The sequence below is a fragment of the Azospirillum lipoferum 4B genome, assembly GCF_000283655.1.
Classification (GTDB): domain Bacteria; phylum Pseudomonadota; class Alphaproteobacteria; order Azospirillales; family Azospirillaceae; genus Azospirillum; species Azospirillum lipoferum_C.
Genome location: NC_016624.1, coordinates 245,795 through 262,389, shown reverse-complemented (window position 1 = coordinate 262,389; position 16,595 = coordinate 245,795). Strand labels below are relative to the sequence as shown.

The following is a 16,595-nucleotide window of genomic DNA, read 5'->3' as shown; positions in this document are numbered from 1 at the left end:
ACCGGCGGTCAGGGTATCGGGCTGGCCTCCTCCCGCTCCGCCACCGTCTCCACCCGGGCCGGAACGGCCGGGGCGTCCGCCTCCGGCTTCTCGGCCGGGACCGCCGGCTTCACCGCCGGCAGCGGGTCCGGCTGGGCCGCGACCTGGGTCGCGATTTGGGCCGTGCGGGCCTCCACCGGGATGTAGGCCGGCCATTTCCCGTCGGCGACGGCGTCGAGCGAGGCGGTCTCCTGGCCCAGCCGAAGCTGGTAGATCCAGAAATTCGCCATCACCTTCTCCACATAGTCGCGCGTCTCGCCGAAGGGAAGGCTTTCGATGAACAGCAGGGGGTCGGTGATGTCGCTCAGCTCCCGCCGCCAGCGCGCCAGCGTGCCCGGCCCGGCATTGTAGGCGGCGGCGGCCAGGAACAGGTTGCCGTCGATTTCCGGCATGCCCAGCAGTTCGGTCAGGTAGCGCTGGCCCAGCTCCATGTTGCGGGAGGGATCGAACAGGGCGTCGCGGTTGGCGTCCTCGCTGCCGATGTCGGCGTGGCGTTCGCGGACATGCTGGGCGGTGCTGGGCAGGATCTGCATCAGCCCGGTCGCCCCGGCGGAGCTGACCAGCCGCGGATCGAAGCGCGATTCCTGGCGCATCACCGCGAAGACCAGCGCCCGGTCCACGGCGAAGCCGTCGCGCGGCGCCCAGTGGGGCAGGGGATAGAGGGCGGCGGCATAGGGCGCGCCGTCCGGTCCGGCCAATGCATTGCCCAGCCGCAGCGACAGGGTCGCCACCCCGGCGCGGTCGGCCAGCGCCACCATCGCCTGTTCGACCAGCGGGTCGCCCTGGGGGTGGATGCGCTGCAGTTCCATGCCCGCCAGTTCGCGCTGTCCCACCTGCAGCAGGGCGATGGCGCGGGATCCTGCCGGCTTGGCCGCCATCGCCGCCAGCGTCCGCCCGCTCAGCTCAGGCGCCTGCCAGCGCACGTCATGCAGCGTGCCCAGGGTGCGGAGCGCGATCAGGCCATAGAAGGTATGGGGATAGCGGGCGGCGGCGGCCAGATGCTCCGCCGCCTCCTTCTCCTTGCCGGGCTTGCGGGCCAGCGCGCGGGCCGCCCAATAGTCGGCGGCGGCCGCCTTCCAGGGGGAACGCGGACCGGCGGCGGCCATGCCCTGGAAATGGCGGGCGGCGCGGTCGATCTGCTTCAGCCGCCAAGCGGACAGCCCGGCGATCCAATGCGCTTCCGGCAGCATGTCGCCCGACCGGGCGGCGCTGGCCGAGGCGAGCGTCAGCGCCTGCGCCGTCTCGCCCGAGAAATAGAGGGATGCCGCGATGCGGGCGCGGGCGGCGTCATACTGAACGGTGTCCAGCTTGCCGCCGAACTCGTCCTGGTTCAGCAGGGTCAGCGCATGGCCGGCGCGGCCGGAGCGCAGCAGCTCCTCCACCCGCGCCACGGCGGCACGGTCGCTGCGGGCGCGCGACACGGTGCGGCTGCGCGGGGCGATGGTGACGCCGTCCTCCTCGTCCTCCTCGTTCGCGGCGACGGTACGCAGCCCGCCCAGCCGTTCCAGCGAGCCGACGAGGCGCACGCGCTCCTCCCCCCGCGGGGGCTTCGGCGCCCGCTGGCCGGCGGGCTGGCGCTTCTGGGCCAGGCTGTGCACCCGCTCTGCTCCGGCGAGGTCGCCGTAATCCTGCATCCAGCGGGCGAGTTCCTCATAGCCGGCGCGGCGGTCGGGATGGAGATAGCGCTGGCGCAGGACATAGCCGATCAGCCGGCGGTCCTTCAGCTTCGCCATCTCGGCGTCGGCGCCATCCCAGTCCGCCCGCTCCTGCAGCGCGAAGATGCGGCGGTAGCGGCCGGCATCCTCCTCGTCCAACTGGACGGCGCGGGCCTCGTCGTCGCTGGCGAGCAGCAGCGGGGAACCGGTCGGGCCGGTGGAGGCATCGGCCGCCGCAGTTCCGGCAACCGGGTCGCCGGGAACGGACGGGTCGGGCAGCCCCATAACCGGGTCGCCAATGGCCGGGTCGCCAATGACCGGATTGCCGGTCGGCTCGCCGAAATCGGAGGTATCGGGGTCAGGCACGGAATCGGGGCCGGGCGGGACGACGGCGTGACCGTCCGGCGCGTGGATGATGAGGGCGGCGCAAGCGGGCCGGAACCCGACCGTACCGTCGGGTCCCAGGGTGTAAGCCACCACAAGACCCAGCACCCCCAGAAGGTTCCGCCGCAGCGGGACCGCATTCGCGGCCCGGTATGCTGCACTGCAAAAAATCCGGAGCATTTTTCCGAAATAGCGCAGTTGTTCGAGAACCGCAAGCAACGGATTCGCGCGGAATGTGTCGGTCTCGGTATTCGCCAGTCCCTACAACGGCTTAAGGGGTGTGGGAAAAAGGCCTTAGCCCATTGGGAAGGTGCCTTTGGGTATGGGCGGATTACATTTGTGTCATACAACCTGCCCGGTCATACGATCGATTTCGGCCGGGCTGCGGCAGAGATTTTTATCTTAGGAGTACTTGATCTCTTCTTCGTCGATCTTTTGCCGCAGCGCAAGCATGTCCCGCCACGCTTCCCGCTTCGCGATAGGGTTGCGCAAAAGGTAGGCCGGATGGAGCATCGGCATCAGCGGCACGGGCGTGCCGGTTCCCTCATAGGAGCGCCACTGCCCGCGCAGGCGGGTGATTCCCTCCGCCCGATTCAGCAGGGTCTTGGCCGACACGCCGCCCAGCGCCACCAGCAGCCTCGGCCGCACCAGTTCGACATGGCGTTCCAGGAAGGGCAGGCAAGCGGCGATTTCCGCCTGGGTCGGGCTGCGGTTGCCGGGCGGGCGCCAGGGCAGGATGTTGGTGATGTAGACCTTGCCGCGGTCGAGGCCGATCTGCGCCAGCATGCGGTCCAGCAGCTTGCCGCTGACCCCGACGAAGGGCTTGCCCTGCCGGTCCTCGTCCTCGCCCGGCGCCTCGCCGATCAGCATGACCGGAGCCTGCGGATTGCCGTCGGCGAAGACGGTGTTCATCGCGGTGGCCTTCAGCGGGCAACCGTCGAAGGCGCGCAGGGCCGCTTCCAGCGCGTCCAGGCTCTGCGCCTCGTGTGCGCGGGCGCGGGCCTGGATGCCGGCCTCGCTGGCGCCCAGCGGCTGGTCGGGCGACGGGGAGAGGGCGGCCGGGCGCATGGCCGCGGGGGCGGGTGCCCGAGTCGATGCCGGACCGGTCGGTGCCGGACCCCGCGCCATGGCTGCACCCATTCCGGCGCCCGCGGGCATGGCGCGCGCCGCCGGCCGGGCGGAGAAGGCGGCCCAGTCGATCGGCTCGTCGCCGATGGCCTCGTCGCAGCCGATATCGGCATGCCAGCGCAGAGCGTCGAGGATGTCGCATACGTCAATCATCGTTTGACCTTACCACAGATCGTGTGGTCTTACATGTCCAGATACCCAATTTGGGTGCGGTGCAAAGCGTGCTACAAGCACGCGCCCGCAAAACACCATAGGGCGTCCCGAGGGAAACAGTACCAAAACAAGACGGTGGGGGAGTGTGGTGATGGAACGCGAACCGCGCGAGGTCATGGAATACGATGTTCTGATCGTCGGCGCCGGCCCATCGGGCCTGAGCGCGGCGATCCGCCTGCGGCAGCGCGCGGTCGAGACCGGGCAGGAACTCAGCGTCTGCGTGATCGAGAAGGGGTCGGAGGTCGGCGCCCACCTGCTGTCCGGCGCCGTCTTCGAGCCGCATGCGCTGCAGGAGCTGATCCCCGACTGGAAGGAAAAGGGCGCCCCCCTCACCACCCCGGCCCGCGAGGACCATTTCCTCTTCCTGACGGAAACGAAGGCCTATAAGTCGCCCTTCGCCCCGCCGCAGATGAACAACCACGGCAACTACATCATCAGCCTGGGCAATCTGGCCCGCTGGATGGCGACCCAGGCGGAAGAGCTGGGGGTGGAGATTTACCCCGGCTTCGCCGCGGCCGAGGTGCTGTATGACGACAACGGTGCGGTGAAGGGCGTCGCCACCGGCGACATGGGCATCGGCAAGGACGGCGAGAAGACCGGCAACTACACGCCCGGCATGGAGCTGCACGCCAAGCAGACCATCTTCGCCGAGGGCTGCCGCGGCTCGCTGACCAAGACCCTGTTCGAGCGGTTCGATCTGCGCCGCGACTGCCAGCCGCAGACCTACGGCATCGGCATCAAGGAGCTGTGGGAGGTCGATCCGTCGCAGTCCAAGCCGGGCCTGATCGTCCACACCATCGGCTGGCCGATGGACCCCAAGACCTATGGCGGGTCGTGGCTGTATCACATGGAAGGGAACCTGGTGTCGGTCGGCTTCGTCGTCGGCCTCGACTACTGGAACCCGCACATGAGCCCGTTCGAGGAGTTCCAGCGCTACAAGACCCATCCGGCGATCCGCCCGACCTTCGAAGGCGGCCGGCGTTTGTCCTATGGCGCCCGCGCCCTGTCGGAAGGCGGTTTCCAGTCGATCCCGAAGCTGACCTTCCCCGGTGGCCTCCTCATCGGCGACGGCGCCGGCTTCCTGAACGTGCCGAAGATCAAGGGCAACCACACCGCCATGAAGTCGGGCATGGTCGCGGCCGAGGCGGTGTTCGATTACCTCACCGGCGACAATGACAACGGCCCCGAGGTCGTCGCCTATCCGGAGCGGTTGAAGCAGTCCTGGGTTTGGCCGGAGCTGTACGCGGTGCGCAACATCCGTCCCGGCTTCCAGAAGGGCCTGTGGGCCGGTCTGGCGAACGCCGCCTACGAGACGGCGCTGAAGGGCAAGTCGCCCTGGACGCTGAAGCACCACGCCGACCACACCACCCTGGTGAAGGCCAGCGAGGCGCCGAAGATCGCCTACCCCAAGCCGGACGGCAAGGTCAGCTTCGACCGCCTGTCCTCGGTCTACCTCTCCAACACCAACCACGAGGAAGACCAGCCGCCGCACCTGACGCTGAAGGACAAGTCGGTCCCGATCAGCGTCAATCTGGCGCTCTACGACGCGCCGGAGCAGCGCTATTGCCCGGCCGGCGTCTATGAGATCGTCCGCAACGACGATGGCAGCGACCCGCGGCTGCAGATCAACGCGCAGAATTGCGTCCACTGCAAGACCTGCGACATCAAGGACCCCACCCAGAACATCAACTGGGTCGTGCCGGAAGGCGGCGGGGGGCCGAACTATCCGGGCGGGATGTAAGGGGGCCGGGGCATTTGCCCCCTCCCTAACCCTCCCCCGCCCTCGGCCGGCCAAAGGCCGGTCCGATCGCGGGAGAGGGAACTGCCGCTTTCTTCCCCTCCACCGCCGTAGGCGGGGGAGGGAGGGGCCCACGCGCAAGCGTGGGAGGGAGGGGGCAGGCTGCCGCCCGTTGGGTGTCGGTTGCGCCGCCGGCCACTCCTATCTATAACGCAAGCAGTAACCTCTCTGCGACGGCGCGATGATCGTTTCCTGTCCGACCTGTTCAACGCGCTACACCCTGTCCGACGAGTCGCTCGGCATCGACGGCCGTAAGGTGCGGTGTGCCCGCTGCGGCCACACATGGTGGCAGATGCCGGAACGGGCGGACCCCGATCCGGTGGTTCCCGACGCGCTGACGGAAATCCGTCCGGCGAAACCGGCGAAGTCCGCCGAGAAGGCGGCCGGAAAGAGCAAAACCAAGCCACCGAAGGCTCCGCGTGCCAAGCCGGCGCGCAGCACGGTGATCGGTTTCGCCCTGCTGGGGGCGCTCGTCGCCGGGACCGTGGCCGGCGGCTATTTCGGCCGCGACGCCATCGTCCGCAGCTGGCCGCCCGCGGCCCTCTTCTACGAGACCATCGGGATACAGGCCGAGCCGCCGGGCTTCGGGCTGGAGCTGCGCAACATCCGCTCCGAACAGAAGCTGGAGGGCGGGAAGACCGTCCTGCTGCTGGACGGCGAGATCGCCAACACCACCGATGTCGAGCGCGCGCTGCCGCCGTTGCGCGCCATTACCTTCGGCGCCGAGCACAAGCCGCTGCAGAGCTGGACCATCGAACCGTCTGCGCCCGTGCTGGCGCCGGGCGAGGTGGTGAGCTTCCACCACAGCCAGCCGGACCCCGGACCGGTGACCGAGGTGACCATCACCTTCGGCGGCCCGCCGCCGGGGCTGGATGCGCCGGCCACCGAAAAGCCGGCCGAAAAGCCTGCCGAGAAAGCTCCCGAGAAGCCCGCCGCAGCAAAGGCCGCAGCTTCGGCCAAGCCCTCCGGTCACTGACCGGGCGCGTCACCGCTCCGGAATGCCGTACTTCCGCAGCTTGTTGGCGATCATGGTGTGCGAGGTGTTCAGCCGCGCCGCCAGCTTGCGGCTGGAGGGGAAGCGCGGATAGAGCCGGCGCAGCAGCGACCGTTCGAAGCCGTCCACCGCCTCCTCCCAGCTTTCGGCATCCTCTGCCGGCACCTCTGCCGACTGCATGCCGGCCCCGGCCAGCTCCAGATTCGCGGCATCCAGCGTGCCGCCGTCGCTCATGGTCACGGCGCGGAAGATGACGTTCTCCAACTGGCGGACATTGCCGGGCCAGCGGTTGGCGAGCAGTGCCGCCGCTGCCGCCGGGGTAAGCCGGCCGGGCGGACGGCGGGCCTGCGCCGCGGCGCGGGCGATGAAATGGCGGGCCAGCAGCAGGATGTCCTGTCCGCGCTCCCGCAACGGCGGCACGCTCAGCGTCAGCACGTTCAGGCGATAGAACAGATCTTCGCGGAAACTGTGGTCGGTAACCATCGCCTCCAGCGAGCGATGGGTGGCGCTGATGACGCGGACGTCCACCTTCTGCTCGCGCTCGCCGCCCACCCGGCGGAAGCTGCCGTCATTGAGGAAGCGCAGCAGCTTGGCCTGGAGATAGGCCGACATCTCGCCGATCTCGTCGAGGAAGACGGTGCCGCCATGGGCCAGTTCCAGCAGGCCGGGCTTGCCGCCACGCTGCGCCCCGGTGAAGGAGCCGGGGGCGTAGCCGAACAGCTCGCTCTCCGCCAGATTTTCCGGTACGGCGGCGCAGTTCAGCGCCAGGAACGGCTTGTCACGGCGCGGGCTGGCGCGGTGGCAGGCATGGGCGATCAGCTCCTTGCCGGTGCCGGTCTCGCCCAGGATCAGCAGCGGCGCCTCCATCGCGGCGACGCGGGCGGCGCGCGCCTTCAGCGCCCGCACCGGCGGCGATTCGCCGAGGATGCGGTCAAAGCCGCCTTCGTCGAAATTCTGGATCGCATTGAGACGCTCGCCCAGCCGCGACGGGGTGAACAGGGTGATGACGGCGCCCGCCGCCTCGACATCGACGATGGGCGTCACCTCCAGCAGGAAGGGCTGGCCGTTCAGCGTCACCTCGCGACCCGACATGCGGAAGCCGCCGTCGGCCAGTTCACGCGTCAGACCGGGTTCGCCGAACAGGTCGCCGAGGTCGGGGCCGGCCAGCCGCGATTCCGGCAACCCGGCGACCTGCGCGGCGGCGGCGCTCGCCACCACGACGCGGGCCTCACGGTCAACCGCCAGAACCGGATCGGGCAGGGCGGCGAGCAGGGCGTCCAGATGCAGGCGCCGCCGCGTGCCGGGCAGCATGTCGATGGCGGCCACCGCCTGCACGCCGGCAATGCGTCGCAGCGCGTCCGACAGGGCGGGCAGTGCCGCCGGATCGAGGCCGGGGGCGTCGATGTGGATCAGCGGCGGATCGACCTCGACGCCGACGACGTTGAGCCGGCGCAGCGCCAGCACGGCGAGGATCTCATGGGCGATGCCGACACGGTCGGTGAAGGTGACTTCGATGCGCATGGGGGTGGGGGCTTCTGGAATGGCAGACTCTTGCCCCCACCCCAACCCTCCCCCGCTGGGCGGGGGAGGGGGCAGGTGCTTAGCCGGGAGAGCGGCGGCAGTTCCCTCTCCCGCCCAGCGGGGGAGGGTTAGGGTGGGGGCATCCGGCAACCACTGTACACAATTCATTACACCGTATCAAAATCTTTACACCACTCCAACCCCCTGATCCTCAACACACCTCCTCCCCTCAATCCCCTTCCCCTGTAAACATCTGCATACACCCACCACCCCACCACTCCTCCCGCACCGCAGCAAATCCGCCATTTCCGCCATTGGCACGCCCTTTGCGAACCAATGACCCCAAGTGAAGTCATCCATCCCCTTGGGAGCCAGTCTCATGCGCGTGATCGTTCTGGGCAGCGGCGTCATCGGTGTCACCACCGCCTATTATCTGGCGCGCGCCGGGCATGAGGTGACCGTCATCGACCGTCAGGCCGGCCCGGCGCTGGAGACCAGCTACGCCAACGCGGGCGAGGTGTCGCCGGGCTATTCCGCTCCCTGGGCGGCGCCGGGGCTGATGCTGAAGGCCGCCAAATGGATGCTGATGAAGCATTCGCCGCTGGTGATCCGGCCGAAGCTGGACCCGGCCATGTGGTCCTGGTGCCTGAAGCTGCTGGCCAACGCCAACGAGGCGAGCTACCAGCTGAACAAGAGCCGCATGGTCCGCGTCGCCGAATACAGCCGCGACTGCCTGAAGGCTCTGCGCGCCGAGACCGGCATCACCTATGACGAGCGCACCCAGGGCACGCTGCAGGTCTTCCGCACCCAGAAGCAGATGGACGCCGCCGGTTACGACATGGCGGTGCTGGAGCGCTACGGCGTTCCCTTCAGCCTGTTCGACCGCGACGGCCTGACCTCGGTCGAGCCGGCTCTGGCCCATGTGAAGGACAAGCTGGTCGGCGCGCTGCACCTGCCGGGCGACGAGACCGGCGACTGCTTCCAGTTCACCAACAAGCTGGCCGCCTATGCCGCCAAGCGCGGGGTGGAGTTCCGCTATGGCGTCTCCATCCGCGGGCTGGAGAACGACGGGCGCAAGATCACCGGCGTGCAGACCGACCAGGGCACGCTGACCGCCGACAGCTACATCGTCGCCATGGGCAGCTATTCGCCGAAGCTGGTGAAGCCGCTGGGCATCGACCTGCCGGTCTATCCGGTGAAGGGCTATTCGCTGACCCTGCCGATCACCGACGCCGCCCATGCCCCGGAATCGACGGTGATGGACGAGACGCACAAGATCGCCGTCACCCGCCTGGGCGACCGCATCCGCGTCGGCGGCACGGCGGAGCTGTCCGGCTTCGACCTGAGCTTGCGCGAAAGCCGCCGCGGGCCGCTGGACCATGTGGTCAGCGACCTGTTCCCGAAGGGCGGCGACCTGTCGAAGGCGGAGTTCTGGACCGGCCTGCGCCCGAACACCCCGGACGGCACGCCGATCCTGGGGCCGACCGACATCCGCAACCTGTATCTCAACACCGGCCACGGCACGTTGGGCTGGACGATGTCCGCCGGCTCGGCCCGCGTGCTGGCCGACGTGGTCAGCGGCCGTCGGACCGAGATCGACATGGAAGGCCTCAGCGTCGAGCGCTACGGCCGCAAGCCGTCGGTGGCGGTGTCGCGCCCGGCGGCGGTGCGTCCGGCCTGACCTGAATACGGCACCCGCACCGCGCGGCGGACGCGGGTCATCGCCAGCTCGAGCAGGGCGGCGTCGGCGATTTCGGCCCCATCCAGCCGATGTCGCCCGCGCCGCCCTTCGCATTTCTCCACCCGGTGGCCAAGGCGCCTGAGATGCAGGATCGCCTCGTAGAGCCGGGTTGCCGGCTCGTTTGCCGGGCGGGCGGTCATGGCTGGACCACCAGGACGACCAGCCGCTTCGGGCCATGGACGCCGTAGGCCAGCGTCTGTTCGATGTCGGCGGTCTTGCTGGGACCGGAGATCAGCAGCGCGTTGGTCGGCATGCCGTCCGCCCAGCGCTGCTCGCGCATGGTCTGCAGGAAGGTGTCATAGAGGGCGTCGGTGCGCAGCAGCGCGATGTGGATGTGCGGGATCAGCGAGAGGGTGCGCGGTTCGTCCGCCGTGGGCCACAGGATCAGGCTGCCGGTCTCGGCGATGGCGCCGCGGGTGGTGGTCAGGCTGGCGTCGATGGAGCCGAACAGCTGGGGCTTGAGGTCTTCGAGCGGGCGGTCGTAGGGGATGAGGGTGGGGGTCGCGATTTCTCCCTCCCATCCCTCGACCAGCCGCTTTCCCGCCTCCGTCGCCGGCGCGTAGAGCAGCGAGCCCACGCCCTCCCGCGCCAGGAACTCGCGCAGCACCGCCGGCCAATCGGCCTCGGTCGCCTCGATGAACTCCGTGTGCACCGCCTCCATCAGGCGGCGGATGCGGGGCAGGCGCTCCTCGGGCGGCCAGTGCTTCGCCTCGATCGGCGCGAAATCCGACGGGGGCGGGGTCAGCGGGTGGGCGTCGCGGGTGGTGCGCAGCTTCGTCAGGATCGAGTTGCGGGCGTCAGACATCGGGAATCCCCTTGGCGCGGGCGAGGTCGTGCAGGGTGCGGCCGGCGAAGCGCGGCTTGGTGCGGACGTTCGTCCACTCCTTCAGTATGGGCAGCGACGAGGGCGTCGCATTGCCGAGTTTGCCCATCGCCGCGGTCGCGATGCGGTAGGCGGGGGGGGAGGCGTTCATCGCCGCCCAGCCGCTCCACACCATCGCTTCCGCCCGGCTGGCCTTGGCGCCGCCGTCCTTCACCGCACCGCCGGGCTTCACCGCCTCCACCCGCAGCCGGCCCATGATCTCGACGATGGGGATCTTCACCGGGCAGATCTCGACGCAGGCGTTGCACATGGTGCAGGCGTGGGGCATGGCTCCGCGCTTGGCCAAGCCCTCGATCTGCGGCACCAGGATCTTGCCGATGGGGCCGGGATAGGGCGCCTCATAGGCATGGCCGCCGACCTTGGTGTAGACCGGGCAATGGTTCATGCAGGCGCCGCAGCGGATGCAGCGCAGGGTGTCGCGCAGTTCCGGGTCGGCGTAGATGCCGGAGCGGCCATTGTCGAGGATGACCAGATGCACCTCGCGCGGGCCGTCCTTCTCGCCAGGCTTGCGCGGGCCGGAGATCATGTTGACGTAGGTGGTGATCGGCTGGCCGGTGGCGGAGCGCGGCAGCAGGCTGATGACCGGCGGCACGTCCTCCAGCTTTTCAACCACCTTCTCCAGCCCCATGAAGGCGATGTGGACCGGGGGCACCGTAGTGCACATGCGGCCGTTGCCCTCATTCTCGATCAGGCAGAGGGTGCCGGTCTCCGCCACCGCGGCGTTGACGCCGGACATGCCGACATCGGCGGCCTGGAACTTGGCGCGCAGCACCCGGCGGGCGAGGTCGGTCAGATAGGCCGCATCCTCGCGGCTTTCGGCGTCCTTGATCTTGCGCTTGAACAGATGGGCGATCTGTTTGGTGTTCAAATGGATCGCCGGCATGATGATGTGCGACGGCATGGTGCCGTCGAGCTGCACGATGTATTCGCCGAGGTCGCTTTCCAGCACCTCGATGCCGTCCTTTTCCAGAACGGCGTTCAGGTGCATCTCCTCCGTCACCATCGACTTGCCCTTGACCACCAGCTTGGCGTTCACCTTGTGCAGGATGTCGAGCGCGATGGCGTTGGCCTCATCCGTCGTGGCGGCCCAGTGGACGGTGATGCCGTTGCGGGTGCAGTTCTCCTCCAGCTTTTCCAGCAGTTCCGGCAGTTTGGAGAGCGCGCGCAGCCGGACCGAGGCGGCGAGCGCCCGCACGGCATGCCATTCGCCCGCGTCCGCGAATTGCGCGGCGCGCTTGGTCATCAGCCCGTCCATGGCGCGGCGGAAATTGCCGCGCAGCTGCGGGTCGGCCAGCGCCGCGCGCGAGGCGGCGGCGAAATCCGGTGCGTTACCGTCCATGGATGCGCTCCTTCAGGAACTGGGCGATGTGCTGGCCGCGCGCGGCCTTGGCGCCGGCCTCCAGCGCGCCGGAGATGTTCAGCAGGCAGCCGCAGTCGCCCGACACCACGCGGGCGGCGCCGGTGCTCTCGATGTCCGCCACCTTGTCGCCGACCATCGCGGCGGAGATCTCCGGATGGCGCACGGCGAAGGTGCCGCCGAAGCCGCAGCATTCCTTCTCCCGCTTCAGCTCCACCAGCTCGACATTGGCAAGCTGGCGCAGCAGGGCCTTCGGCTCCTCCACCACGCCCATTTCGCGCTGGGCATGGCAGGAGGCGTGCCAGGTGACGCGCAGCGGCTCGCCCTTGTCGGTGAGCTGGACGTCGAGGACATGGACCAGGAACTGCGTCAGCTCCCAGACGCGGGCCGCGACCTGTACCGCCTTGGCCTCGTCCGGTTCGCCGCGGAACAGGTCGGGCCAGTGCTTCTTCATCATGCCGGCGCAGGAGCCCGACGGCACGACGATGGGGTCGTCTCCGGGGAACAGGTCCAGCTGGGCACGGGCGACCTTCAGCGACTCGGCGCGATAGCCGGAGTTGTAGGCGGGCTGGCCGCAGCAGCTTTGGCCCTGGGGAAAGACGACGGTCAGGCCCTGGGACTGCAACAGCTCGATCCCCGCCATGCCGGCGTCGGGGAAGAACAGGTCGACGAGGCAGGTGCCGAAGTAATAGACGCGGGTGGGTTTGGGGGGCTGGTGGTCCATGGGCGTTTCCTCGCTGGGCGTCTTTTTATGGCTTGGTGTCGGTGCCCCCTCCCTAACCCTCCCCCGCTTTGCGGGAGAGGGAACTCCGCCGCCTTGGCACTTAACTCCCTCTCCCGCCGAAGGCGGGGGAGGGTTGGGGAGGGGGCAACCGGTGCTTTCAGAAATCATCGCTCAAAAAGCCACCTCCGCCACCCGCGCCGCCGTCGCACCCACCTTCGCCGTCGCGCAGGCGTCGACCAGATAGACGATCGACCGGTAGGGCACGCCCGCCTTGTCGGACAGGCCGATCTCGCAGGTGCGGCTGGTGGAATAGCCCGACGCGCAGCCTTCCGGCACCGCGGCCGGCAGGTGACGCAGGGCGTGGGCGTTCAGTTCTGGCGTGGTGAAGCCCTTGTCGCCGGCGAAGCCGCAGCAGCCGACGTCGGGCGGCACCACCACCGTCTCGGCACAGGCCTTCGCCACCGCGGTCAAGGCGCCGTCCAGACCCATGCGGCGGGTGGAGCAGGTCAGGTGCAGCATCACCGGCTCGGCCGTCTTCGCGATGTCCAGGCGGGGCAGGGCGAACTCGCTCAGGAATTCCGCCACGTCGAGGATGCGCAGGCCCGCGTCGGTCAGCCGCTTCCTGAGACGCAGGGCGCAGGGGCTGGTGTCCATCACCACCGGATACCGGCCGCCCCGGCTCGCCTTCGACAGCGCCGCCAGCATGGCGTCGGCCTTGGCGTCGGCGGCCCCGGTCAGCCCCTTGCTCTCCAGCGGCATGCCGCAGCACTGGCCGTCCGCCTCCTCCGGATAGAGGATGCGGAAGCCGGCCTTGCGCATCACCGACTCGACAACCTGGGGCAGCGGGCGTTGCTGCGGATCGCCGGCGGCGGGGCCCATGCTGCGGCTGACGCAGCTGGGGGCGTAGACCACCGTCGGCAGGTCGTCGGCGGTGGCGGTGGCGATGTCGGGGCGCGGCGTGAAGCTTGCGGCGGTCGGCATGCTGTGGGGCAGGGCCGGCAGGTTGCCGCCGGTCAGGATGCGGGCCGCTGCCTGGGTAACGCCATGCCCAACCGTGCGTCGGGCGAGGTCGGCCAGCCGCAGCCCGGTGCGGGCGAGGCCCAGCGTACCCTCCATATGGTCGGCGACGAGAGCCCCGGCCTTGCGGGCCACCGCGCCGCGCCGCTCGCCGCGCAGGGACTTGACCAGCAGCCCGGTCTCGATCCCCACCGGGCAGGCGGTGGCGCAGAGGCCGCAGGCGGCGCAGGTGTCGATGCCCTGGTAATCGTAGGCGGCGCTGATCTCGGCCAGACGGGGGGCGTCGTCGCCGGCGGCCACCAGCCGCGCCATCTCGCGCCGGCCGACGATGCGCTGGCGCGGCGACAGGGTCAGCCGGTGGGACGGGCAGGTCGGCTCGCAGAAGCCGCATTCGATGCAGGTGTCGACCAGCGGATCGGCGGGGGGCAGCGGCTTCAGGTTCTTCAGATGGGCTTCGGGGTCGCCGTTCAGGATGACGCCGGGGTTCAGCAGCCCGTCGGGGTCGAAGAGGTCCTTGATCTCCTTCATCAACCCATAGGCCTGCGGTCCCCATTCCATCTCGACGAAGGGGGCCATGTTGCGGCCGGTGCCGTGCTCCGCCTTCAGCGAGCCGTCATAGCGGGTGACCACCAGAACCGCGACATCGTCCATGAAGCGGCGGTAGCGGTCGATCTCCTCCTGGGTGTCGAAGGCCTGGGTGAAGACGAAGTGCAGGTTCCCTTCCAGCGCGTGGCCGAAGATGATCGCCTCGTGATAGCCGTGGCGGAGGAACAGCGCCTGCAGCTCGCGCGTCGCCTCGGCCAGCCGGGGCAGGGGGAAGGCGACATCCTCGATGATGACGGTGGTGCCGGTCTGGCGGATGGCGCCGACCGCCGGGAACAGGCCCTTGCGGATCTTCCAGAAGCCTTCGCAGGCCTTGGCGTCGGTGGTGAAGCGGGTGTCGCCGATGGTGATGCAGTCGGCCAGCACCGCGGCGATCTCCGCCACATTGGCCTCCAGCGCCGCGGCACTCTCGGCGCGGGTTTCCACCAGCACCGCCGCCACGTCGGCGCCGAAGCCACGGATCTGCGGCGGCATGCCCGGCTTGTCCTGGATGGAGCGGAGCGAGGCGCGGTCCATCAGCTCCGCCGCATCGACCGGAGCCGCCTTCAGCAAGGACACGGCGTGGCAGGCCTCGCCGATGTCGGGGAAGAACAGCAGGGCGCTGGCCTTGTGCGGATGCTCCGGCACCGTGCGCAGCGTGATGGCGGAGATGAAGCCCAGCGTCCCCTCCGACCCGATCATCAGGTGCTGGAGGATGTCGACAGGGTCCTCATAGTCGACCAGCGCGTTCAGGCTGTAGCCGGTGGTGTTCTTGATGCGGAACTTGTCGCGGATGCGGCCTGCCAGCGCCGCGTCGGCGCGGGTGCGGGATCCCAGATCCGCCAGCCGGTCGAGCAGCGCTGCGTGGCTGTCACGGAAACGGCTGCGGCTGGCCGGGTCGGCGGTGTCCAGAACCGTGCCGTCGGCCAGCACCAGCCGCATCGACTCCAGCGTGCGGTAGCTGTTCTGCGCGGTGCCGCAGCACATGCCGCTGGCATTGTTGGCGGCAATGCCGCCGATCTTGGCGGTGGCGATGGAAGCCGGGTCGGGACCGATCTTCCGCCCCAGCGGGGCGAGCCGCCGGTTCGCCTCCGCCCCGATCACGCCGGGCTGCAGGGTGACGGTGGCCGCGGCGGCGCCGATGCTGCATCCCCGCCAGCCGTCGCCCAGCACCACCAGGACGCTGTCGCTGACCGCCTGCCCCGACAGGCTGGTGCCGGCGGCGCGGAAGGTCACCGGCACCTTGTGGCCGCGGGTGATGCGCAGCAGTTGCACCACCTCCTCCTCCGTCTCCACCAGCGCCACGATCTTCGGAATCAGCCGGTAGAAGCTGGCGTCGGTGCCGTAGGTCAGCGTGCGCAGCGGATCGGTGACCAGCCGCGCATCGGGAATGACGGCCTGAAGCTCGGCCAGCACGCGGTCGTATGGGGCGGCCAAGGGGCTGGCCAAGGAGGCGGGCGGCATCGGCGGCTGCTCCTGCAGAGGGGATGCAGAGGGGATGGCGTGGCGACGGCGTCCTCCCCGCGGCAGGGGCGTTCCCTTGCGGACCGGCGGCTGCGGACATCACTCTTCCATGCGGCAAAGCTTGGATAAAAGATTTTACCAGATTGTGCAATGGCTGAATCGTTTGCCAAGCGATCCGCTTCGGTAGGCGATGATGTCCGCAGTGGGCCGGGTGTCCAACATCCTGTTCCGGATGGCCGCACTGGACGTATCTTCCGTCCACCGGTAGAAGGGGACCGGGAGCTGCAGCGAGGGACCGCCCATCCAATGCAGGGGACGATCAAACCGGCCAAGCTGGCCGACGCCATTGCCGAGCATCTGGAACGGCTGATCCTGGAAGGCGCGCTTCGCCCGGGCGAAAAGCTGCTGGCCGAACGCGAGTTGGCGGTGAAGCTGGACGTGTCGCGCCCGTCGCTGCGCGATGCCATCGCCAAGCTTGAGGAGCGCGGCCTGCTGGTCACCGGGCGCGGCGGCACCCATGTCGCGACCTTCCTGTCGCAGATCGCCGACCCGCTGATGACGCTGATGCGCAACAAGCCTGACGCGTCCTTCGACTATCTGGAGTTCCGCCGCTCCATCGAGGCGGCGGCGGCCGGGCTGGCGGCACAGCGGGCGACCGACCTCGACCGCGACGGCATTCGCGCCATCATCGCCCGCATGCAGGCCGCCCACGGCAAGGACGACAGCTCGGAGGAGGCGGAGGCCGACGCCGACCTGCATCTGGCGGTCTACGAGGCGGCGCACAACGTCGTCATGCTGCACATCATGCGGACCCTGTCCGACCTGCTGCGCAACGACGTGTTCTACAACCGCGCCGACCTCTATTCCCGGCCGGGGGTGCGCGAGCTTCTGCTGCAGCAGCATCTGGCCATCGCCGATGCGGTGCTGGCCGGCGACGCGGATGCTGCGAGCGCGGCGGCCGACGCCCATGTGGAGTTCACGCTGCAGACCCTGCGCGAGATCAGGGACCATAATGCCCGCGTCCAGGTCTCGCTGCGGCGGATCGGGCGCACCGACCTGATCGACAGCGGGGCGTAAGCGGAAAATCCGGAATCG

General features: G+C 69.2%; 12 protein-coding genes. 4 read left to right on the top strand and 8 right to left on the bottom strand.

The window, feature by feature from the left end:
* Positions 1–8 precede the first annotated feature (8 nt).
* Both AZOLI_RS28220 and AZOLI_RS28215 read right to left on the bottom strand, forming a co-directional pair.
* Entirely contained in the window at positions 9–2,060 is a 2,052-nt protein-coding gene (locus AZOLI_RS28220; RefSeq protein WP_244442681.1) for a lytic transglycosylase domain-containing protein, read from the bottom strand.
* Positions 2,061–2,480: 420 nt separating this feature from the next.
* The gene (locus AZOLI_RS28215; RefSeq protein ID WP_014250067.1) at positions 2,481–3,359 is read right to left on the bottom strand and encodes a uracil-DNA glycosylase; all 879 of its coding nucleotides are present in this window, start codon (positions 3,357–3,359) and stop codon (positions 2,481–2,483) included.
* A 151-nt stretch (positions 3,360–3,510) separates the two neighbouring features.
* On the opposite strand from AZOLI_RS28215, the gene AZOLI_RS28210 reads away from it, so the two are divergent.
* A complete protein-coding gene (locus tag AZOLI_RS28210; RefSeq protein WP_014250066.1) occupies positions 3,511–5,160 on the top strand; it encodes an electron transfer flavoprotein-ubiquinone oxidoreductase in 1,650 nt (549 codons plus the stop codon).
* A gap of 238 nt (positions 5,161–5,398) precedes the next feature.
* Positions 5,399–6,193 carry an MJ0042-type zinc finger domain-containing protein gene (locus AZOLI_RS28205; RefSeq protein ID WP_014250065.1) on the top strand — a complete coding sequence of 265 codons (795 nt, stop codon included), beginning with the start codon at positions 5,399–5,401 and terminating at the stop codon, positions 6,191–6,193.
* Positions 6,194–6,202: 9 nt separating this feature from the next.
* Here the strand turns inward: AZOLI_RS28205 and AZOLI_RS28200 are convergent, their stop codons facing one another.
* Positions 6,203–7,732 (bottom strand): sigma 54-interacting transcriptional regulator, encoded by a 1,530-nt coding sequence (locus tag AZOLI_RS28200; RefSeq protein WP_014250064.1) that lies wholly within the window; start codon positions 7,730–7,732, stop codon positions 6,203–6,205.
* A gap of 379 nt (positions 7,733–8,111) precedes the next feature.
* Here AZOLI_RS28200 and AZOLI_RS28195 point away from each other — a divergent pair, with 379 nt between their 5' ends.
* Positions 8,112–9,413: a D-amino acid dehydrogenase gene (locus AZOLI_RS28195; RefSeq protein ID WP_014250063.1), complete on the top strand. Its 1,302-nt coding sequence runs from the start codon at positions 8,112–8,114 to the stop codon at positions 9,411–9,413.
* On the opposite strand, the gene AZOLI_RS28190 is transcribed toward AZOLI_RS28195, so the two are convergent.
* The 5 genes from AZOLI_RS28190 to AZOLI_RS28170 form a co-directional block, all read right to left on the bottom strand.
* The gene (locus tag AZOLI_RS28190) at positions 9,356–9,613 is read right to left on the bottom strand and encodes a hypothetical protein (RefSeq protein WP_044553524.1); all 258 of its coding nucleotides are present in this window, start codon (positions 9,611–9,613) and stop codon (positions 9,356–9,358) included. The genes AZOLI_RS28195 and AZOLI_RS28190 overlap by 58 nt on opposite strands.
* A complete protein-coding gene (locus AZOLI_RS28185; protein ID WP_014250062.1) occupies positions 9,610–10,278 on the bottom strand; it encodes a LutC/YkgG family protein in 669 nt (222 codons plus the stop codon). The genes AZOLI_RS28190 and AZOLI_RS28185 overlap by 4 nt, the downstream gene beginning before the upstream one ends.
* On the bottom strand, positions 10,271–11,695 hold the full coding sequence (locus AZOLI_RS28180; protein WP_014250061.1) for a LutB/LldF family L-lactate oxidation iron-sulfur protein: 1,425 nt from the start codon (positions 11,693–11,695) through the stop codon (positions 10,271–10,273). Before AZOLI_RS28180 ends, AZOLI_RS28185 begins: the two co-directional genes overlap by 8 nt.
* On the bottom strand, positions 11,685–12,437 hold the full coding sequence (locus AZOLI_RS28175; RefSeq protein ID WP_014250060.1) for a (Fe-S)-binding protein: 753 nt from the start codon (positions 12,435–12,437) through the stop codon (positions 11,685–11,687). The genes AZOLI_RS28180 and AZOLI_RS28175 overlap by 11 nt, the downstream gene beginning before the upstream one ends.
* A gap of 171 nt (positions 12,438–12,608) precedes the next feature.
* Positions 12,609–15,500 carry an FAD-binding and (Fe-S)-binding domain-containing protein gene (locus tag AZOLI_RS28170; RefSeq protein WP_014250059.1) on the bottom strand — a complete coding sequence of 964 codons (2,892 nt, stop codon included), beginning with the start codon at positions 15,498–15,500 and terminating at the stop codon, positions 12,609–12,611.
* 306 nt (positions 15,501–15,806) lie between these two features.
* Here AZOLI_RS28170 and AZOLI_RS28165 point away from each other — a divergent pair, with 306 nt between their 5' ends.
* Positions 15,807–16,577, top strand: coding sequence for an FCD domain-containing protein (locus AZOLI_RS28165; RefSeq protein WP_014250058.1), 771 nt, complete (start codon positions 15,807–15,809; stop codon positions 16,575–16,577).
* Positions 16,578–16,595 lie beyond the last annotated feature (18 nt).